We start from the raw sequence: 21,472 nt of genomic DNA, 5'->3' as shown, positions 1-21,472 counted from the left end.
TTTTACAGGGAATTTACAGATCCTCATCTGTATTTAATCAGTAAACTGCAAATGAGATAAGGGATAAATTATTCTTTTGGAGGGCGAAAATTGAATATGCTGCAAAAAAAAGACTGTCTGCCAAGCCCCTAACGGACTTGAAAGACAGCCTTGCATAAGCTCCTGCAAACAGGCAGTAAAACGTTGCCCCCTGAGGCACTAGGGATTGTTAAGCTTCAGCCAAAAGGTTGCCATTCATCCTCTCCGAATAGCACCCGAGATAATGAATATTCCTCTGCCTGCTGCTCATTCAGAATGGTTGCCCACGGCACTCGCCCCGCCCCGCTCCCTGCTCCCGGACCCTTACTGTTATATTCGGCGAACACCACGCTGGCCTCTGCATCAGGTTTGTTCCAGTTATGCCAGCCCTCCTGCTTCACATGAGCACCCATCCAGCAATGCAGGAAACATACTTTGGCGTGATTTCTCCACGGCCTGCCGAGGTATACCGATTGCGGAGGTGCATCGCTGGTCAGGGAACAGTCGATGAACACATAGCCGTACCGGACATCTTCCGGTGTAGAAGCCGCAGTGATCCAGCCATGAACTTCCTCTGCAGAGGCAGTAGTGTCATCAAACGAGCGTTTCTTCGCAAAAATCTCACAACCCTTGAATACGGCTGTAGCCGAGCCGAAAATAAAATCGATATCGCCCTCGATATAACAATCCTCATAGTACTGCCGGAGCTTCCGCCTCTCTGCCCCGTCACGCGGACCACCGAAAGAACTTCTGTCGATCGGCTGGTCCGGAAGCGGCCCGGTGAAGATCGTATCCTGATGTCCGATGAAACGACATTTGCGAAAAACGGCCCGGTCCCCATCCACGTACACAGCAAGAGCCTGCCCAACATCCTTGCCGGGACCGGCCGAATTTACAAAGGAAAGCCCCTCTGCAGTGAAATCATCCGCGCCAACGAAGGCTGAATACGAATGAAATGTATGATAGGGCTCCCCGTTAGGGAACGTCTTGAGGGCATAATCATCATAAGTAATAAGGGTCTGGTCTGCTCCCTCACCGATCAGATGAACCCCTGGTTTCTCGATGTGCAGCTTCTCAACATAGACACCTTGTCTAATACGAATAATGAATGTCTCGGTACAAGGTTCCGGTATGGCGTCGATTGCAGCCTGGATAGTGGGGAAATCACCGCTCCCATCGAGTGAAACCGTATATAAGCGATTGTTCTTATCCTTGGATATCGGCACTTTCATGACCATCGGCCTCCTTATTTTTCAAGGTCCGTACACTTCACATTGAATGCGTTTACAACAAATTTGTCCCATCTTAGCAGAGTCCACGTGGCTTGACAATATCAAAATATCTGTGACTACAATACTAATAGGATATACAAGCGGAAAACAGAAGGAAGGAATACGACATGATTATTGATGTACAACACGTGACTTGGAAAAGGGGACCGATCACCCTGCTGAATGATGTCAGCTGGCGGGTTAATGATGGAGAACACTGGGCACTGCTCGGCCTGAATGGCTCCGGCAAGACCACGCTGCTTAACATGATCACCGGTTACCTCTGGCCTACCGAAGGCTCGATTTCGGTGCTTGGACATCCGTATGGAGAGGTCGACCTGCGTGAACTGCGTAAAACCATCGGTTGGGTCAGTTCGTCCCTCCAGGAGAAATTACATGGGACGGATCGTACTCAGTATGTCGTCATTAGCGGCAAGCATGCCACGATCGGTTTATATGATAAGTTATCCGATGAGGATCTGGATCAGGCCCGGGAACTGATGACCACTCTTGGCTGTCAGCACTTGTGGGATCGCGAATATCGAACCTGTTCCCAGGGCGAGAAGCAGAAGCTTCTTATTGCCAGAGCCCTGATGGCGAATCCGCGCATTCTTATTTTGGACGAGCCCTGCAATGGGCTTGATCTGTTCTCCCGTGAGCGGCTGCTGGAGAGTATCAGCGAATTATCGCAGAGACCAGACTCTCCTTCCCTGATCTACGTGACTCACCATACCGAAGAGATTCTGCCCGTGTTCAGTCATAGTCTCCTGCTTCGGCGAGGCGAGGTTGTGAGCAGCGGGTTAACCTCTGAGGTGATGAACACCGAAGTGTTGAGTAACTTTTTTGAAGCGCCTGTAGATGTGGAACAACATGGGGATCGTGTCTATGTGAGGGCTGCCGATAAATAAACAGCTCCTCTGCACACAGCCTGAGTACTTAAAAAGCCAAAAAACTTATCCACATGTGGATAGGTTTCTTGGCTGCTTCAGGTTATTCCATCTATCCACAGCATGCTGTGTGTTATTTGCTTGCAGAGAGGAACAAAAACAGCGGAATCCGCTGTCTGCGCAGATAGGTTTCCTCATTCACGAAATATTGGCGCTGCGGGTTGGACTCTCGCAGATGCTCTACCTGAAAGCCCGCCTTCTGCAAGGCCATATAGTACGATTCAATAGAGCGATGCATCTTTTTCACTGAACCTCCCAGCCATTGCTGCTCGCGATATCCCTCCACAAAATACTGATCGACAATCCAGTTGGTTCGCATCCCGGATAGCTGCAGTGTGGATGTAATCACCGGGTGTTCCACCGAAAATATGAATCTCCCGTTCTCCTTCAACGTGTTATGTACGTTGTGAAATAATAGGTCCGCATCCTCTACATAATGAATAGCCAGTCTGGATATAACCACATCATACTGATTTGGCGGGTACGTCCAGTCTTCCATAAATGCCTGTTCAATCTGTGCATTTGGGCCCTTAACCGTCTCTACGGCTGTACGGAACATATTGTCCGATCCCTCAATCCCCGTGTAATCCGAAGCGAGATGCTCAGAACTGAGTAATTCTGCCCCGAATCTCGCATCGCCACAGCCCAAATCCAGAACGCTTTTGCCTTCAACGTCTCCGATCAGCTCCAGCATGACGGGTTTCTCCAGTGTATCATTGGCATTCTCCTGCCACTGGCGTCGTTCCATATACTTTTCAAAGTTGGCGTTATTGTCATAAAAATCGGATCCATGTTCGCTCACTGCCCAGCCCTCCGTTTCCATTCTCCGAAAGATTATACCTATTGTGCACGTGTTCTTCCATAACAAAAAAGGACTGCCTCTGAACAGGTCAGAAACAGTCCTTATCATAGTATGAATGGACTCAGCCGAATCGCTGCGTTTTATACCATTTGGTTTCTCTGCGGAACAGCTTGTCCCCAATGAGAGAGACAAATGCCTTAACGGAGATAACCAGAAACAACTGGGCATATGTGAAGTAGGAAAGGCAAGCCACAATGAAGTTTTGGGTATTGCTCTGTCCAATATCCGCGGAGAGTGCCAGATTAATTTGCAGTACATAAATGTAATACATAAGTGCCCAAGCGATAACCAGGTACACGTATACGTCCCCAGAGAACTGGAATGGAGAAATAACGTTGGGATTAAACAGTGCGATAACTTGGTATACAAGGTTAGAGACAAAGATAATATCCGAAACAATAATGGCGATCATAAACCAGAAATAACTCGCAGCATAGTACAGGACATGGAGTTTAATTCTCCAGCTTGTACGGTCGAACAGATGCTTAATATTATCAATAACAACCTGATAATTCCCCTTCGACCAGCGCTGGCGTTGTTTCATATATACTTTCAGCTGCTCCGGCTCCTGTTGATAGGCTTCCGCTTGCGGCGCCAATGCAATAAGCTGACCACGGGTAAGGATATCAAATGACACAGCCGTATCTTCTGTAATGGCGTCAGGATCCCATCCGCCAATTTCACGAATCAGATTGGCCTTAATGATATAGTTGGTGCCTGGAATCGTCCCGAGCTTGAATAACTCCCATAGCCCGGTGTGGTGAACGCGCTGAACGGTTACAAGCTCCAGATTGATACAGCGGGAGAGAAAATTCTGCCCCCGGTTACGAGCCTTATTACGTCCAAATACAGCACCATGCTTCTCTGGGTTCTCCAGCGCTTTCTGTGTCAGAAACATTAATGCATTTCGTTCAGGTGCCGCATCTGCATCATAAATGCAAATCCATTCGCCCCAGGCAAGTTCGAGACCATCATTCAGTGCCCCGGATTTCCCTCCTGTGCCTTTCCGCTCCAGAATCGTGAAATCCCGGTCTATATAGCTGCTCTTTGCCTTGAGCGTCTTAAGCCGTTCAGCTGTATCATCCGTGCAATTATCTGCGATGACGATGACCTGAACTTTATGTTCGGGATAGTTCAGACGCAGAATATGCTCAACCGTGGAAACGATAACTACACCTTCATTATGTGCAGGCACCATAACCGTTACCGTTGGATAGTTGTCCATGTTCTCCGGGATTTGGATTCCCTTTTTCTCTTGTTTATTGATGAATCGAATAGCCCCGGCCATAATGACAATAGATTCAGTGACCGATATCCAGATACTAAGAATGGACATCAGCAGCAGGAAATCAGCCATTCAACTTCCTCCGATCATATTTCCTGTTGATTTTCCCTCGAAAACGCAGTGTCGCAACGGTTAAAATAAGTATGGTGATCGTGAAGAAGCTGCTGACGATAATGCAGAGCGGAACAAACCATGTTAAATAATTCACCGGACTATGCCTCCTCCTGCATCTAGATGTATTCTCCAATGAGATCTGTCTCTGTATTCCGTTCTAGCGCAGCAATTACAGCATCGATATCCTCGTACTTACTGAACTGTTCCTTCTGAAAAACAAGTGCCCCGGAGCGAATAACCGTCTGCAGCTCGTTTCCCTTTTTATCGATAAATGGCAGATCCATCATGGCCTTTTTGATCCGTGCTGTGAGCACAGGCAAATATTCCACATTGGTCATCGGACAGATAATGACGAACCTTCCCCGGTCTACAAAAAATTTATAATCTTCGAACCGAATTTGCTTCTGAATGGTGTTCGACAGTTCAAGCAGGAACTGTGCATACCGGACGGATCCGAGTGATTCAAGGACCAGCGGCAGAAATTCAATCTTGAACATAGCCATGCTGAACCCATATTGCTCCGAGTATCTTCTTGCCAGGTTACTCTGCTTAATAACCGTATCTGCGAGGGCTTCCTTATTGCCGAGGGTGGTATCCAGATCCAGCTCCGGATTGCGATCCTGCAGTTCCTGCAGCCGCTCCATCACACGTGCGCTTCGAACCAGACTGGCTTTAATAAAGGCAGCAACTGCCACATTGGCCGGAATCAGCAGCCACCATGAGAACGTCAGTACATCCACGTTCGCGTAGGTCACCAGCCATACAAAATAAGAAACCAGGTATACAAACCCGGCAACAACAGACACTCCGACAGGTATCACAAAACCAAGGACCAGCGCGCCAAGCGACACAATGCTGAAAATGACATCAAGCGTGGTAAAACTCTGATTCATGTAGATTTTGAGATAAATGACGAGCTGCTGAATAACAGCTAATCCAATCAGACTGGCATATCCCCATGCGATACGTTGGATAGGTGCTTTGTTTCTCATAGTTTCCTTCTCTCCGATGGTTTAAGTTATGTCTTCTAGTAATCCGCCAATTTATGACATCATTAGACAATGGTATCCTACCATATCTATACCCAAATAAGAATACAAATCTATTACTTTTTAAGGAACTTCTGTAATTCAGTCTCTCCAAGCAAAGGGAACAGATTATCAAACATATGGGTGTTTCCATCAAACACATATCCTCCCGGATAAGCCCCATCCTGACCACGCATCGTGATCATATGGTTATACAGCTGTTTGGCCCATTTTGGATCACCGGTGCGCACGGCAAGCAAGATGGCGAGTCCATATACGGAAGGCGATTCATAGTTTACCGCAGGTGTACGATTGTTACGAACATACTGTCCGGGCAGCTGATGACGGTCTTTGAATTCCTTTTTCAAAAAAGAAATCAGTTTGTCCGGTTTCCGACTGGTCTGGGCAAGGTGATTCGCTACGATGAGCTGATCGATCAGGTTTACTTTGTCATCATATGTATACTCCTTGGTTACAACGTTGAATGTTTTGGGATAAAACACTCCGTCACCCGGCATGTTTTGAAGCAAATGCTCATACTTGGCGTATGTCCCAGGCTGCAGCATCTCGTGCTTTTCCATTTGCTCGAGTGCCGGCAAGTCCACATATACCAAGCTCAACGTATCCGGGGAATACCCTCCTGCAAAGTCATGAAAATCGACAAAGTATCCTTCATTCTGTACGGATTGGCTCAAGGTACGGGAGATCTCGGCTGCCGTGGTCAACTTCGCATCTCTGCCCTGTTGCCATTGATCCGCAGCCTTCAATAAGGCGTCTATAATTCGAAAATCATCACCAAGTGCATTCGTCGTCACGTGCGATTTGCCTTCCTTGTCGAGCTTCCAGGCAACATACTTCTGAGGCATCAGAAAATAAGTCGTCAGCAGTTCGTAGCTCTGTTCAAACAATGACTGATCGTTCTTGGCCACCGCATATTGCATCCACAAACCCAGTGATTCCGACAATGCCTCCCTGCCGGCAACAATGTCTGCCTGCTCTGAAGCAGCATCCTGCAAATAGGAAGCCAGCGTGCCATTCGGATTGGTCATATGGTTCTGGACAAATGCCACCGTCGGGGACACCTCGTTCATCACAAACCTCTCCTTCATGTACAGAAATGACAAGGCAATAATACTGACTGCAATAACGGATAGGGCCACCAGCCACGTCAGTCTTCTACGCTTGATGCTCTTCATGATTGCCTCCTGTGCGATTAATCCTGTGGAATGTTGATTCTTTTCCTTGAAATAAGCTCGGCTATGGTCTGGGATGCAGGAATCAAGGATAGGGGCTCTGCTCATTCGGACTCGTTCATGTAGGCCCGGCGGCCGCCCTTTTTGACAAACTTCCAATCGACTTCGATATTATGACGCATCCGCCGCAGAAGGTTGACCGCCAGCTCAATCTCTTCCTCTGTCAGTCCCTCCAGCGTAACCTGGTCAGAATGCACTCCCTCTTTTTGAATAAAAGCCCAGGCATCCAGTCCGGCCTCTGTTGGATATAACTGCTTGTTCTTTTTATTACCCAATGCCGACTTCTTGACGATAAACCCGTCCGCCTCCAACTTGCTGATCGCTCTGGCTGCCGTGGTTCGGTCCACCTTGATCATCTCAGCCAGCTGGTTAGGAATGATGCCAGGGTTCTCGCATATGCGATACAGATACAAATACTGTCCACGAGAGAGGTTCAAATGTTGAAATTCAACATTGCTGATGGAATCCAAACAACGTGCGATCATGCCGATCTCGCGCAGCACTTCTTTTTTCTCAATCATTGTACGCACACCCTCTTATCATTTTGTTGCATTCGCAACATAATTAGTGATATAACTAAAATTAACTCATCTTAAAAGTGAACGATGAAATTTTGCTTCTTTTGAGGATCTTATTTGCTTTTGTACCAGTTTACCATGCCAGAATGACATTACTATCGGCCAAAGGAGAAACATTCATGAATACCACTATTGTAGAAGTTGATAATCAGGAACTGCTCGATGCCTGCTTCGGCATTCGTACCGCTATCTTTGTGGAAGAGCAAGGGGTTCCTGCCGAAGATGAATTCGACGCCTATGATGCGCTCGGCACTGAAGCCCGTCATATTCTCCTCTACGTGGACGGCGTACCCGCCGCTTCCTCCAGATTGCGCATTGTGGAGAATGTCGCCAAGCTGGAACGGATCTGTGTGATGATGGATTATCGCAAACATGGCCTCGGCCGTGTGCTGATCGATAAACTCGAGCAAATGGCTCTGGATCAAGGGCTGAAGAAGGCCAAGCTGCATGCCCAGGTTCAAGCTTCCGGGTTCTATGAACGTCTTGGATATGCCGCAGCCTCCGATGTGTTTATGGAGGATGGCATTCCCCATCTGTTAATGACCAAACAGCTCAAATAGATATTAAAAAACGCCTCTGTACTCACTTTTTCAGTGAGATACGGAGGCGTTTTGCCTACGTGCACTATAACGATGCCGCACCAATCATCTCAAGGGGAGTTACCCCATAGCCAGGCGATCTGGCTGTGATTCAGCGGCATTGTTTTTCATCTGTTTACTGCGCAGTTGACCGCAGGCAGCATCAATGTCGGTACCGTGTTCCATACGTACCGTGGAGTTGATGTTATTTTTCTTAAGTGTGTCATAGAAGCCCAGAATCGATTCTTCCGTACTCCGCTGATACTGACTATGCTCATCAACCGGATTGTATGGAATCAGATTGACGCTAACCATGCTCTTACGGCTGGACAACAGTTCAGCCAGCTCGGCTGCATGCTCCCGTTGATCGTTAACATCCCGAAGCAAAATATATTCAAACATGATGCGTTTGTTCGTGGTAGCCAAATAATAATCCACTGCATCCATCAGCTGTTCAATCGGGAAGGCCCGGTTAATCTTCATGATGTGTGTTCGCAGTTCGTTATTCGGCGCATGCAAGGAGATTGCCAGATTAACCTGCAAACTGCTGTCTGCAAATTCCTTAATCTTGTCAGGCAAACCACTTGTGGATACAGTGATACGTTTGGCAGCAAGGGCCAGCCCCTTACGATCCTTGATCACTTCGATGAAATTACTCATGTTCTCGAAATTATCAAACGGTTCACCAATCCCCATCACGACAACGTTGGTTACCCGCTCGCCTTGACCCGCTACATCCAGGTGCCGCTGTACATGCATGATCTGCTCCACAATCTCTCCTGCGGACAGGTCACGGCTTTTCTTAATCAATCCGCTTGCGCAGAAGCTGCAGCCAATATTACAGCCCACTTGGGTCGTTACACAGACGGTAAGACCGTATTTTTGACGCATCAATACTGTCTCAATCAGGTTGCCGTCCTGCATCCGCAGCAGAAATTTCACCGTACCGTCTGCCGACTCCTGCTTCACGTGTTCACTCATCGAGTTCATCGTGAAGTGTTCAGAGAGAACATCCAGACATTCCTGACGCACATCGTTCATCTCGGAAAAATCATGTGCGCGCTCTTGATATAACCATTCCCAGATCCGGGAAGCACGGGATTTCTTCTGCCCATGCTCCGGTAACCAGGAACGAAGTTGCTCTAATGTTAATCCATAAATGGATGATTTGTTCATTGTATAGTCCTCTTTTCGCAAAAAGCATATGGCTTATCGGTCCTACCAAAAAACCTCTACTCTGTATTGTCCCAAAATTATCGAGGGAACACAAGGGCTTTTGCATTTCTTCCAAGAGGTTTTAGCTATGGCAAATCTGCACAATGCACATCGTTTCCCCTTACCCGGTCTTCACGGTTAGAAGTGAATGATACCTGATGTGTGCAGCAGTACGAGCACGACGAGAATGGGTGCCACATAACGCAGCATGAACAACCAAATCCGGAACCAGCCTGCATTCAGGCCTGAAGCCTCTGCAGCCTTTTTCCAGAAGTAACCCGCAAAGATCGTCACAAGTAATCCGCCGATAGGCAGCAGAATGTTGGACGCTACAAAGTCCATCCAGTCGAACACACTCTTCGAACCAATGGTCCATTCAGGCAGCAAGCCCAGTGACAATACAGAAGGCAAGCCGACGATGAAAACAGCCAGCGAGATCACCCATACGGCACGGCTTCTGCTCCAGGACAACCGTTCCATGAAGTATTTCACCGGAACCTCAAGCAAGGATACGGCCGATGTCAGTGCTGCGATTGCCAGCAGGATGAAGAATAGTCCACCAAACAGGAACCCGAGCGGCATAGCCGAGAACGCAGCTGGAAGAGCTACGAAAATAAGCGAAGGCCCTTGGTCCGGTGCAATACCAAACGAAAATGTCGTTGGGAAGATGATCAGACCAGCAATAAATGCATAGATCAGGTCACCCGCGCCGACAGCGACAGTTGCCGCACCCAGCGATTGATTTTTATCAACATAGGAACCATAAGTCACCAGGATACCCATTCCGAGCGACAGGGAGAAAAAGGCATGTCCAAGCGCAACCAGCGCTGACTCAGTCGTAAGCTGCGAGAAATCGGGATTCAGGAAAAAGGAAACTCCCGCACCCGCTCCAGGCAGAGTCACTGCCCGAATCATCAGGATAATGAGCAGAACCAGCATGGCTGGAATCAGCACCTTGTTGAATTTCTCAATTCCGTTGGATACCCCTTTGGCTACAATCCAGCCTGTAATCAGGACTGAAATCAGCTGCCACATGATCGGCAGATATCCGCCTACAAAGGAACCAAACTGCCCGGCATAATCCGGATTATCAAACAATGTACCGCTAAAAGAGGTCACAGCGTACTGCAGCGTCCAGCCTGCAATAATAACGTAGAAGGACAGGATGATAAACGGTGTCAGTACTTGCAGTAATCCTGCCGCAAGCCAGCCCTTATGTCCACCAGCCTTGATAAATGCCGTAGCGGCGCTGCCTCTGCCACTGCGTCCGATGGCAAGCTCTGCAAGCAGAACGGGCAGACCAATAAGCAATAGACAGACGATGAAGAGCAGGAAAAACGCAGCTCCCCCATTTTCCCCCGTAATATAAGGGAATTTCCACATGTTGCCCAGACCAACCGAACTACCGATGGCGGCTAGGATAAACCCGGCGCGTGAGAAGCGCTCACCTTTGCCAGTATTGTCTTGCTCCAGGTTTGACTTACTAAAATTCATCGTATCTACTCCATCACTTTAAAGTTTTCCCGTAATTATATAACACTCCTCGTGTCAGGTCATTCGAAAATCGAAATTTATCGAAATGTTATTTATTTACATTCGAGAGAAAGGTTATTTTTATTAAATATTCCCCTACATATCAGTATGGGATAAATTCAGACACTCCAACCCCTTGCATTATATTACACATCTTGAAGACTTCCGATAACCTTTTAAATGACTGTTTTTGGGCACAAAAAAAGGATTGCGCCCGCCATTCACATGGCAGCAACGTAATCCTTATTTGATCAGTTGTTAGTTCGATCTGATCTCAAGCAACTCATATTTGATAACACCCATCGGTGCATTGACATGAATGACGCTGCCTACTTCTTTGCCCACAATCTCCTTGCCGAGTGGGCTTTCGTAGGAAATTTTGTTATTTGCCACATCGGCTTCGGCTGGACCAACCAGTTGATATTCAATCTTTTCTGCAAATTCAATATCATTCAGCAGCACGATTGAGCCAATGCTCACCTTGTTGGAGTCGATATTATCCGAACTAATCACTCTTGCCTTGGTCAGCATCTTCTCCAGAATCAAAATGCGGGTTTCCATAAATGCCTGATCATCTTTGGCTGAATGATACTCACTATTTTCCTTCAGGTCACCGTAACTGATCGCAAGCTTCAGACGCTCGGCCAACTCTTTACGCTTCACCGTCTTCAATTCCCTCAGTTCGTCCTCCAGCTTTTCCAAGCCTTCCTGTGTCAAAATTACTTCATCATTAGCCATTTTTCCATCTCCTAATCCTGCTTTCTATCTATATTCTAACCTATATCCCCTCCAAACGGTTAACATACCCCCGAAAAAAGAATTTCATCCTCCACTATATAGATGCTGTCTCAATTGTACCGGTACAATCTGAGTAAACGTGAGTATCCATTTTCACTTGTCACTTCTACAATAAAATCATGGCCTTTTCGCTTCCTTTAAGAATGGCCGACTAACCGATTTGAGGTGATTCCGCTTGAACACATTGACAGATTCAGAACTGAAGTCCTATCTGAAACGGATCCACATTGATGATATTAAACCGGCAACATTGGAATTTTTGTCAGAACTTCATCGTGCACATGTACAATACCTTTCATGGCAAACGATAGATATCTTTACAGGACGCCCGGAGGCAATCGATCTTGCCAATTCAGTCCGACTTGTCCTGCAAGGACGCAGCGGGTACTGCTTCCATCTCAATGGCGCATTTAGCATCCTGCTTCGTTCTCTCGGCTATGAAGTACAGTGGCATCGCGCGGGAGTGCAGCCCCATGGAGAGCAGCCGCGTGTGAATTCGTTCCATCTTGGCCTGTCCGTACTCCTACCTGAAGCTGGACCTGAGACCGAACGCTGGATCGTCGATGTTGGCCTGGGTGGCATGCCCTTCGAGCCTCTGCCACTTCGTTATGAGGTTTATGGAGAGGCTCCTTTCACCTACAACTTAACCTCATCCAGCGTTGCTTCTGAGGGATGGCGACTTGAATACGAACCTCATGGACCCAGTGAGGGCGTAGACTATGCTCCAGAGGTAATCCATACCCTGGATGAGTTTATCACCAACCATCATTTCTACAGTCAATCAGCCGAATCGCCATGGCATCATGTTTTCCTGCTTCGCCAGCGGAATGCTGTGGCCAGCAACGAGCTGCGTGGATGCATGCTGCGAACCCATACCGCAGAAGGCATTCATAAAACCGAAATAGAGAGCTATACAGCCTGGAGAGAGGTGTTGGACGGAGTCTTTTATGAACCGTTGGTACGCTATAGTGAACTGGAGCGCGTGGAGATGTGGGAACGTATTCGTGCTGGGCATGAGGAGTGGAAGAGAACGCAACAGGTGTAAAAAGGGGCGAAAACTCATTGGGAGAACAAAGGAATATAAAGGGGAATTTGCTGCACATGCCGAATATCTCGTCAGGTGATAAATCATGATAAACATTCAAGTTCTGCGCATTCCTGCAGAAATCCCCAATGAAGTTTGGCATTTGCTCCTCGCGCTCGTCTCGGCTGAGCGGCGGCAGCAAGCGTCACGTTTTGTCCATCAGGCCGATGCCTATCGTTCGGTGCTTGGGGAGACGCTGGCTCGTGTGATACTCAGCAAGTGGACTGGTGCGAGACCGGGCGATCTTACCTTTATCCGCAATACATACGGTAAGCCTTCACTTATCAGCCATCCTGATCTGCCCTTCAATGTATCCCATTCCGGTGATTGGGTTGCCGTCATTTCAGGAGGTCACGCTCCACTCGGTGTGGATGTAGAGAAAATATCCCCCATCGACATGACGATTGCCGAACGTTTCTTCTCTCCGTTGGAGAGCAAAAATCTGGCAGCAGAGCCCGCGGATCAGCAGCTGGAAACCTTCTATCAGCTGTGGACGCTGAAAGAAAGTTATATCAAGGCCATCGGTATGGGGTTATCCATGCCGCTAGACTCCTTTTCCATGCTGCGTGGCATGGGCGGTCACTGGTATTGTCCCGAAGCACCGACGTATCAATTCCTCAGCCAGCGTCTGGATGAGGGACATATGCTGGCAGCGACCAGTTCCGCGGCAACGGAACTGCCAACCCAGCCTGATGTGATTACGATTGAGGAATTATATTCATTCATACTGTGAAGGAGGGAATTTTCATTCCTTCCTTCTTTTTTTATTTTCACCTTTAAACACATAGTTTTTCAAAAAAAATGATTACATCTTGTCCAATTAATGGTACTATAGAACCACTTGGACGAGAAATAGGAAAAACAGATCAGGCTTTTATAACTAGATTATACCTTACATACTTTTGTCGATCCCCGATTATCTCTCCGATTCATTATTTTAGAAGGAAGTGGACAAATGCATATCTTTTTGCAAAACAGTGCCGGTGTAACCAAAAACGTCAAAGTTGGTTTCAGCTGGACAACATTCTTTTTCGGGTTTCTCCCTGCTCTGTTCCGTGGTGATTTGAAATGGGCTGTTATTATGTTTTTAATCGCTGCAGCTATCGGAGCCTTCACTTTTGGTATCGGGGCTTGGGTTAGCGGAATCGTATTCTCGTTCGTCTACAACAAAATTTATATTAAAGAATTGCTCGAAAAAGGCTACCGCCCTGCAAATGCTGAATCTCAAGCCGTTCTTGAGAGAACTCAAATTGTTGCCCCAGCAGCCTAATCTATCCTTTAAAAGAAGCTTAGCAATACCGTTTTTCTAGATTCAACTTGTAGATAGTAAATAGTAAATATGTAGAAACACCAAAATCCCTGGCAAATAAGCCAGGGATTTTTGATATTTATTTATACTGACAATGGCCTTGGGATGCAGCCGGAGTCTCATCCGCCAGCCTCTTGGACCACACCCGGCATCCCCGTTTCATCACAGAGGCTTAGTGGCTTCAGGTCCGTCCACTGCTCCGCAATATAATCAAGACACACCCGGCGTTTTGCCTTGCCCAGCATCTGGGTCCAGCCTGCAGGGACTGGAATGGATGCAGGCCAGAGCGAATACTGCCCTTCCTCATTCATTAATACCAGATAATTGCTGTCTTCCTGTTCAAAAGGGTTGCTCATCGGCTTATCCTCCTATTTAAGATGAACTTGGCGCTGATTCAGCATCTCCAGCTTGGCCGTCAGCGTCTGGCATATTTCAGCCAGTGGTCCAGGCTGGCAGAGATCCTTGTGGCGGCAGGCAAGATCATGCCTTTCCATTTGGCCTCCAATATAGGCATTCCACATCTCTGGTTCAATGGGGTCAAACCAGTCCGGAATGACAGTAGAACGGAAGAAAATCAGATCCCCTTCGAATCGGGAAGGCGTGTATGCTCCCAGAATCCGCACGGAATTTTCATACGTTTTCCGCAGTTTCATGATCGTCTCCTCATCCAGACTGGCCAGCGCACTTCCTTCACTGCGCAGAATACGCATGGCTGCTGCCATATCCAGCGGACCTTCCCCAATACTGTCCGGATCATATCCACCAAGGGCAAGTAAGGCGGTCAGCGCCTCTTCCTCATCCGGTTCCCCGCGAATCGGAAGATAATGACTCGGATAGGCGTCCAGCATGGCGAGAAACTCTACCTCCTCCCCTTCCGACTGAAGCTGTACAGCCATGGCCTGAGCTACATTGCCTCCAAGAGACCAGCCCAGCAATCGGTAAGGTCCCTCAGGCTGTACTGAGCGAATATGACGGATATAATCTGCTGTCATGTCCTCCAGCGTAGCCGGAAGATCCTCGTACTGGGCAATGCCGCGAGCCTGTAATCCATAAATCGGGTATTCCATACCCAGATGCTTCATCAACCCGGCATAACACCAGCTTAATCCTCCGGCAGGATGAACACAGAACAGCGGGAGGTGGGCTCCGTGAGTCCGAAGAGGCAGCAGCACTTGCAGCGAACCTGTTCCCGTATCCGAATCCATTTCAAGCCGTTCAGCCAGTCCGGCAACCGTTGCCGTTTCAAACAAAATGCCAATGCCCGGTTCCTTGCCCATAGCCTCCCGGATTCGGCTCATCAAACGAACAGCGAGCAGGGAATGTCCACCAAGGTCAAAGAACCCATCATCGATGCTGACACTTCGCAATCCCAGCACTTCGGCAAACAGATCACACAAAATCTGCTCTTGCGGATTACGCGGTGCCCGGCCACCGGAAGTCAGCTGCATCTCCGGTACAGGCAAAGCCTTACGGTCCAGCTTGCCGTTGGCCGTGAGCGGTATAGCCTCCATGGTGACCACCGCAGATGGAACCATGTAATCAGGCAGACTTGCTGAAGCATGACGACGAAGCATAGCCGATTCTGGTCCGGAACCCGTCTTCGAGTTTGGCACAATATACGCCACGAGGCGTTTACCTCCCGGCTGGTCTTCGCGGACGATGACCGCAGCTTGTGCAACCTCGGGATGTCTGGCTAGCACCGCTTCGATCTCGCCAAGCTCGATGCGGAAACCGCGTATTTTTACCTGCTGATCCGCCCGCCCCAAGTAATCAAGTGACCCATCATGAAGTCGTTTGGCCAAATCTCCCGTCCGGTACATGCGTGTTCCTGCAGGACCGTATGGATCTGCGACGAAACGCTCTGCCGTAAGATCCGGTCTGCCCCAATACCCGCGGGCAAGGCCTGCCCCGGCCACATACATCTCACCTATCACACCTGCAGGCACAGGCTGGAGATGATCATCCAGCACGTATACGCGCAGATCCGGAATGGCACAGCCGATCCAGCTGCTGGCTCCTTCTGCGGCACTGCCTGCGTGCAGTTCCTGATAGCTGACATGAACGGTGGTCTCCGTAATGCCATACATATTAATCAATCTTGGTGCATCATCTGGATGGCGCTCATACCAACCCTCTAATCGCCCGAGCTCCAGTGCCTCTCCTCCAAAGATCACGTAGCGGAGTCCAAGCTTCTGCCCCCACTCCGGATGCTCCCGATCCGCCTGCATCAGCTGGTAGAATGCTGACGGTGTCTGATTTAACACCGTTACCTCTTGCTCAGCAAGCAGCTGCAGGAATGCACCTGGTGAGCGACTAATCTCATGCGGCACAACGACCAGCCGGCCCCCGTGCAGCAGTGGTCCCCAGATCTCCCAGACCGAGAAGTCAAAGGCGTAAGAATGGAATAGCGTCCATACATCACTCGCATTAAATTGAAACCAGTGCTGTGTAGCCTCAAATAACCGGATCACATTGGCATGGGGAATAACCACTCCCTTTGGTTTGCCTGTGGAACCCGAAGTATAGATCATATAAGCCGGACTGAGATGAGATACGCATCCATTGCGTTCACCATCTGCGGGATTTCGTTCATCCTGAGCAGACAGCCGCTGAATGGTTTGAGAATCATCCAGGTTTAACCGTTGTACGGATTCTATCTGAGGCAGCAGGGACGCTACTTCCTCGTTTGTAATCATCACGCCCGGCGCTGCGTCTGTCAGCATATGCGTCAATCGGTCTGATGGATAATTCGGATCAAGCGGAAGATAGGCCGCCCCTGCTTTTAACACAGCCAGAATACCGACCACCATCTCAGTGGAACGTGGCAGTGCAAGAGCAACCATCTGCTCTGGCCCCACACCTTCCGCAATCAACAATCTTGCCAGCCTGTTGGCTCTTGCATTGAGCTCTTGATAGTTAATGACTGTGTCTCCCATGCTCACAGCCGGGGCATCCGGGGTAGCCGCAGCCTGAATTTCAAAGCGTTCAACAATAGTCATTCCAGATAAAGAATCTTCATCCCCTGCGGCAAAACACTGCTGCTCCAGGAGGGCACGTTCCTTGGGAGTTACCACGTCAAAGCAGCTAATGTGCCCATCCGTCTGCTGGACGGCATCCTCCAGCACCTGGATCAATCGGACCACAAGCTCTGCTGCCGTTGATTCCCGGAAAAGATCCGTACTGTACTCCAGCACGCCTTCGACTCCTGCTGGCGAACCATTGTGTTCGCGTTGTTCCGTGAGCTCCACAGTCAGGTCGAATTTGGAGGAACCCACGCCCTGCATACTCGTTTGCGATACGACTCCTGGCAGATCGAGCTGAACGTCTGGCGTATTTTGCAGGACCAGCATCACCTGAAACAGTGGATGCTTGGAGCGGGACCTGGACGGATTCAGCACTTCAACCAAACGCTCAAAAGGCAGATCCTGATGTTCGTAAGCAGCCAGATCCACTTCCCGCACACGTGCCAGCAGTTCACGGAACGTCGGATCCCCGGAAGTGTCTGTACGCAGCACAAGGGTATTGATGAACATGCCCACCACTTCGTCCAGTGCATCGTCGCTTCTGCCGGCAATCGGGGTCCCAATCGCAATATCCGTACCCGCTCCCATACGTGTAAGCAGTACCGACAATACGGCATGCAAAACCATGAAGAGACTGACCTTGTTTTCCCGCGCCACAGCCAAGAGCTGTTCATGCAGTTTCTGACTAATGGTAAAAGGGATCGTTCCGCCCCGGTAGCTGGAGACCACCGGACGCGGATAATCGGCTGGAAACGTCACTTGTTCCGGCAAGCCTTCCAGTTGACGGCTCCAGAACTCAAGCTGCCTTGCAATCAGGCTGTCCGGCTGCCCTTCATCTCCAAGCAGTCGGTCTTGCCACACCGCGTAATCGGCATATTGAATGCGCAGAGGTTCCCAGGAAGGCGCCGCCCCCTGAACACGTGCCCTGTATGCTTGGGACAAGTCCCGCATCAAAGGTGACAGGGACCAACCATCTCCAGCAATATGATGAAGCAGTAACAACAGAACATGCTCGTCCGGACCGGATGTAAACAGCTCCGTACGGATACCCGGCTCGCTTGAGAGCTCGAAGCTGTACCGGGAAGCTTCGGTCAGAAGTTCCGACAGCTCATTCTCTGCAGCGTAGCTTGCATGTAAGTTCACACGAACGTCTTCGGCATCCAGAATGGTCTGGCTTGCAGAACCAAGCTCTGGCGGATATAACGTTCTCAACGTCTCATGGCGATCAACAATGTCCTGAATGGCGGCTTGGAGCGCAGATATATCAAGTTTGCCGGTTAACCGCACCACAAGCGGAATATTGTACGTAGGGCTCGGTCCTTCCAGACAATACAGAAACCAGAGCCGGCGCTGAGCAAAGGAGAGAGGAATCTCACCTTGACGGGCAAAAGCCTCTATTACTGGTCGGACTGACCCCACCTGATCCAATTTCTTGGCGAGGCCTGCTGCCGTTGGTGACTCGAATACACTGCCAATGTTCAGCTCTGCTCCAAACACATCCCGAATCCTTGCTGTTATACGGCCTGCGAGCAGGGAATGTCCACCCAGCTCGAAGAAATCATCGTCGATCCCTACACGAGCAACACCCAGAATCTCAGCGTACAAACTGCACAGCATCTCCTCTTGAGGCGTTCTGGCCTCACGTCCGCTGGCATGGGACTGTACGGAAGGGACAGGCAGCTGCTTGCGATCGATTTTTTTATTGGGAGTCAGCGGCATCTCGGCAAGGTTCATGAAGGCAGCTGGGACCATGTAATCCGGCAGTTCATCCGCCACATGTGCCCGAAGCAACGACAGATCCAGGCCTGACGAGTATTCAGAGGCTGCAACCACATACGCGGCCAGACGCGGATTCCCAGGTTGGTCCTCGCGTGCCATAACAGTAACCTGGGCTACGCCCGGGTATCTGGAAATGACGGATTCAATCTCACCCAATTCGATGCGGAATCCTCTGATTTTGATCTGGTGGTCTGCCCTGCCCAAATAGTCAATCGATCCGTCAGGCAGCCACTTCGCCAAGTCTCCTGTACGATACATGCGGGAGCCTGCTTGTCCGAAGGGATTCGCAACAAAACGCTCGGCGGTCAGGTCGGGTCTTCCCAGATAACCTCGTGCCAGCCCATCTCCCGCAATATATAATTCTCCGACAACACCCGGTGGGACTGGATTCAGACTCCCATCCAGCACGAATAGCTGCGTGTTTCGAACCGGTCCGCCAATAGAGGGTTTACCCGTTGATTCAGCAACCATCGCAGCAGCCGTTGAATAAATCGTGGTCTCCGTCGGTCCATATTGGTTATGCACGTGACATCCCATCTCCTGCAAGGAAAGCTTCAGTTCCTCAGAGAGGGCTTCACCGCCGGTAATGACCGTCAAACCGTCAAATGTCCCAGGCTTGCTGGTCACCAGAGACTGCCACAACGTTGGTGTGGCTTGCATGATCGTTGTCCCCTGCCGTCTCATCTGTGCAGCCAGAGCCACCGGATCAAGAATGGTTTCTTTGCGAGCTATATCCAGCCTTGCTCCAGTCGTAAGAGGCAGAAATACCTCAAGAACAGAAATGTCAAAAGCAATTGTAGTGACCGATAACCAGCAATCCTGCGGCCCAACCTTCAGTCTCAGCTTCATGTCTTCCAGCAGATTGGACAGGCCGAGATGGGTAACGGCAACCCCCTTCGGTTTACCTGTTGATCCGGAGGTATAGATGATATAGGAGGGGTTCAGCTGCGAGGCAGCTTTTATGAGATCCTCTGGTTCGGGATTGCTCCCGGACTGACGGCCTATTCTCGCCGCAACCTTCGGTTCATCCAAGGCCAACATGGGGACATCGGACATGTGCTGCAAATGGGACAGATTGTGCCTCACCGTAATCAGACATGCCGGTCTGGCATCCTCTAGCATGTAGGTTAGTCTCTCTTCAGGGTAATCCGGGTCCAGCGGAAGGTAAGCTGCTCCCGTCTTATGAACAGCCAGAATGGCAACCACGACCTCCAGAGATCGCGGCATGGCAATGGCTACGATCTGCTCCGGTCCCACCTTGTAATGCTGGATCAGCTCGTGAGCCAGACGGTTTGAACGCTCGTTAAGCTCGGCATAGGTCAGAGATTCAGTTTCAAACGTTGCCGCCATGGCAGATGGGGTGCGCCGAACCTGCTGTTCGAACATGGCCGCCGAGTTCCGCTCAGGAGCCTTGTGCTGTGTCTGATTCCACCCGTTCAGGACCTGGTCACGTTCTTCAGGTAACAGCACTTCCATTTGACCTACGTACTGCTCTTCGATTCCTTGCTGCATCATTGCAGTCAGCAGCTGCATATAACGGAGCTGATGACTCAGCAGATCCGATTCGCTGTAGACGGAAGGATTGGCATCAAGATCAATTCGAAGTCCATGACCGTGCCCTTGATCCACGACATGAATGGACAGGTCATCGACCGGACCTGTAGACAAGTTATGGATCATCCCGCGCTGACCCGCGAAATTCAGCTCATGGTGGAATGGCATGACATTGATCATCGGCCCGAATAGTCGGCGATTCTCCCCCAGCAGCTTCAGATCACGCCGCAGATCCTGGTGCCGGTAACGTTGATGCTTGCGAACGGCACGGATCTCCCGCACAATCTGTTCGGCCAGGGCAGATATACGCATATCAGACTCAACTTTCAAGCGCAGCGGGAGCACGTTCATAACCATGCCTGGCACACGCAAGGCTGTCGATCCCAGCCTGCACATGACAGGCAAAGCCAGTATCACATCTTGCGTGCCGGTGATCCGATGCACATAAATGGCTGCTGCTGCAATAAACAGATCAGGCCAGGTTACCCCATACCGGGCGGCCGCATCCTGAAGGCGATCCCGATCGAACTGTGTTAGTTCAAACCTCTGCCGCAGGAAATGATCCGCTGTCCGGGAAGCCTTTTCGCCCAAACTTACGACGTCCGGTTCATCAGCATAACGTTCCAGCCAAAACGTGCGATCCTGCTCCCTTGCAGCAGATGCATGATAAGCCTCATCCTCCTGAATGACAGAGGAAAGCGGTCCAAATGCTCGTGTTTCCATGACACTCTCACCTGATCCACCCTTAACCCTGGCAGTATACAGACTTGCTACTCTACGGGTAATTAGCGATACGCCGTATCCGTCAATCGCAATATGGTGCACACGCTGGTACCAGTAGCAGCACCCTTCACTCACTTGGAACAGGGCTTCTGTAAATACCGGTCCAGTTGCTAGATTGACGGGGCTGGCGAGATCCTGATGCATCCAGGCCATAGCCGCCGCATGGGGGTCCTGTTCGCCGCGAACATCCAGTACATGAAATGTCCAATGATCGCCCTCCTGGTTGAGGGTTTGGTAAGGGCCGTGTTCATTTTCGCCATAAACCATGTTTAAGGTTTCGGCCTCCGAGACGGTTTGACGAACACTCTGTTCAAACCGTTGTACATCAACATGCCCGTGAATAACCACGTATTCACCTGTGTTGTACATGGGGTTGTCCGGATTCAGCTGATGAGCAAACCAGATCCCGGACTGGGCAGCCGACATGGGCCACGTTCCATTCCGACGCTGCGACAAGTTC

17 protein-coding genes are annotated in these 21,472 nt (G+C 49.8%); 5 read left to right on the top strand and 12 right to left on the bottom strand.

The window, feature by feature from the left end; translation table 11 throughout:
• Positions 1–215 precede the first annotated feature (215 nt).
• Entirely contained in the window at positions 216–1,250 is a 1,035-nt protein-coding gene (locus ABIC22_RS10585) for a pectinesterase family protein (protein ID WP_354480677.1), read from the bottom strand.
• A gap of 167 nt (positions 1,251–1,417) precedes the next feature.
• On the opposite strand from ABIC22_RS10585, the gene ABIC22_RS10580 reads away from it, so the two are divergent.
• The gene (locus tag ABIC22_RS10580; RefSeq protein WP_127537493.1) at positions 1,418–2,197 is read left to right on the top strand and encodes an ABC transporter ATP-binding protein; all 780 of its coding nucleotides are present in this window, start codon (positions 1,418–1,420) and stop codon (positions 2,195–2,197) included.
• A gap of 112 nt (positions 2,198–2,309) precedes the next feature.
• On the opposite strand, the gene ABIC22_RS10575 is transcribed toward ABIC22_RS10580, so the two are convergent.
• From ABIC22_RS10575 to ABIC22_RS10550, 6 genes are all read right to left on the bottom strand, one after another.
• Positions 2,310–3,038: a class I SAM-dependent DNA methyltransferase gene (locus ABIC22_RS10575; RefSeq protein WP_354480674.1), complete on the bottom strand. Its 729-nt coding sequence runs from the start codon at positions 3,036–3,038 to the stop codon at positions 2,310–2,312.
• Between the two features lie 121 nt (positions 3,039–3,159).
• Positions 3,160–4,455, bottom strand: coding sequence for a glycosyltransferase family 2 protein (locus tag ABIC22_RS10570; protein WP_354480672.1), 1,296 nt, complete (start codon positions 4,453–4,455; stop codon positions 3,160–3,162).
• The gene (locus ABIC22_RS10565; protein ID WP_167301716.1) at positions 4,448–4,591 is read right to left on the bottom strand and encodes a hypothetical protein; all 144 of its coding nucleotides are present in this window, start codon (positions 4,589–4,591) and stop codon (positions 4,448–4,450) included. The genes ABIC22_RS10570 and ABIC22_RS10565 overlap by 8 nt, the downstream gene beginning before the upstream one ends.
• Positions 4,592–4,613: 22 nt before the next feature.
• Positions 4,614–5,489, bottom strand: a complete 876-nt coding sequence (locus tag ABIC22_RS10560) for a diguanylate cyclase domain-containing protein (protein ID WP_095290728.1) — start codon at positions 5,487–5,489, stop codon at positions 4,614–4,616.
• Between the two features lie 113 nt (positions 5,490–5,602).
• A complete protein-coding gene (locus tag ABIC22_RS10555; RefSeq protein WP_354480669.1) occupies positions 5,603–6,721 on the bottom strand; it encodes a glycosyl hydrolase family 8 in 1,119 nt (372 codons plus the stop codon).
• Between the two features lie 101 nt (positions 6,722–6,822).
• The gene (locus tag ABIC22_RS10550; RefSeq protein WP_127537497.1) at positions 6,823–7,299 is read right to left on the bottom strand and encodes a MarR family winged helix-turn-helix transcriptional regulator; all 477 of its coding nucleotides are present in this window, start codon (positions 7,297–7,299) and stop codon (positions 6,823–6,825) included.
• A gap of 176 nt (positions 7,300–7,475) precedes the next feature.
• Between ABIC22_RS10550 and ABIC22_RS10545 the strand changes: the two genes are divergently transcribed.
• On the top strand, positions 7,476–7,916 hold the full coding sequence (locus ABIC22_RS10545; RefSeq protein WP_127537498.1) for a GNAT family N-acetyltransferase: 441 nt from the start codon (positions 7,476–7,478) through the stop codon (positions 7,914–7,916).
• 99 nt (positions 7,917–8,015) lie between these two features.
• Here the strand turns inward: ABIC22_RS10545 and rlmN are convergent, their stop codons facing one another.
• The 3 genes from rlmN to greA form a co-directional block, all read right to left on the bottom strand.
• Positions 8,016–9,110, bottom strand: a complete 1,095-nt coding sequence (gene rlmN, locus ABIC22_RS10540) for a dual-specificity RNA methyltransferase RlmN (protein WP_127537499.1) — start codon at positions 9,108–9,110, stop codon at positions 8,016–8,018.
• 177 nt (positions 9,111–9,287) lie between these two features.
• Positions 9,288–10,643, bottom strand: a complete 1,356-nt coding sequence (locus ABIC22_RS10535; protein ID WP_127537500.1) for a sodium-dependent transporter — start codon at positions 10,641–10,643, stop codon at positions 9,288–9,290.
• Between the two features lie 297 nt (positions 10,644–10,940).
• The gene (gene greA / locus ABIC22_RS10530) at positions 10,941–11,420 is read right to left on the bottom strand and encodes a transcription elongation factor GreA (RefSeq protein ID WP_127537501.1); all 480 of its coding nucleotides are present in this window, start codon (positions 11,418–11,420) and stop codon (positions 10,941–10,943) included.
• A gap of 235 nt (positions 11,421–11,655) precedes the next feature.
• On the opposite strand from greA, the gene ABIC22_RS10525 reads away from it, so the two are divergent.
• The 3 genes from ABIC22_RS10525 (at position 11,656) to ABIC22_RS10515 (ending at position 13,834) form a co-directional block, all read left to right on the top strand.
• Entirely contained in the window at positions 11,656–12,525 is an 870-nt protein-coding gene (locus ABIC22_RS10525) for an arylamine N-acetyltransferase family protein (protein ID WP_354480666.1), read from the top strand.
• Between the two features lie 85 nt (positions 12,526–12,610).
• Positions 12,611–13,297 carry a 4'-phosphopantetheinyl transferase family protein gene (locus ABIC22_RS10520; RefSeq protein WP_354480664.1) on the top strand — a complete coding sequence of 229 codons (687 nt, stop codon included), beginning with the start codon at positions 12,611–12,613 and terminating at the stop codon, positions 13,295–13,297.
• A gap of 222 nt (positions 13,298–13,519) precedes the next feature.
• The gene (locus tag ABIC22_RS10515) at positions 13,520–13,834 is read left to right on the top strand and encodes a hypothetical protein (protein WP_095360236.1); all 315 of its coding nucleotides are present in this window, start codon (positions 13,520–13,522) and stop codon (positions 13,832–13,834) included.
• A 158-nt stretch (positions 13,835–13,992) separates the two neighbouring features.
• Here the strand turns inward: ABIC22_RS10515 and ABIC22_RS10510 are convergent, their stop codons facing one another.
• Entirely contained in the window at positions 13,993–14,229 is a 237-nt protein-coding gene (locus tag ABIC22_RS10510; protein WP_127537504.1) for an MbtH family protein, read from the bottom strand.
• 12 nt (positions 14,230–14,241) lie between these two features.
• Positions 14,242–21,468 carry an amino acid adenylation domain-containing protein gene (locus ABIC22_RS10505; protein ID WP_483312586.1) on the bottom strand — a complete coding sequence of 2,409 codons (7,227 nt, stop codon included), beginning with the start codon at positions 21,466–21,468 and terminating at the stop codon, positions 14,242–14,244.
• Positions 21,469–21,472: the final 4 nt, after the last annotated feature.

Origin of the sequence: Paenibacillus sp. PvP094 (assembly GCF_040546835.1) — a bacterium.
GTDB lineage: Bacteria > Bacillota > Bacilli > Paenibacillales > Paenibacillaceae > Paenibacillus > Paenibacillus illinoisensis.
Note: the sequence above shows the minus strand (reverse complement) of the source record. Positions and strands in the feature narration are given on the sequence as shown.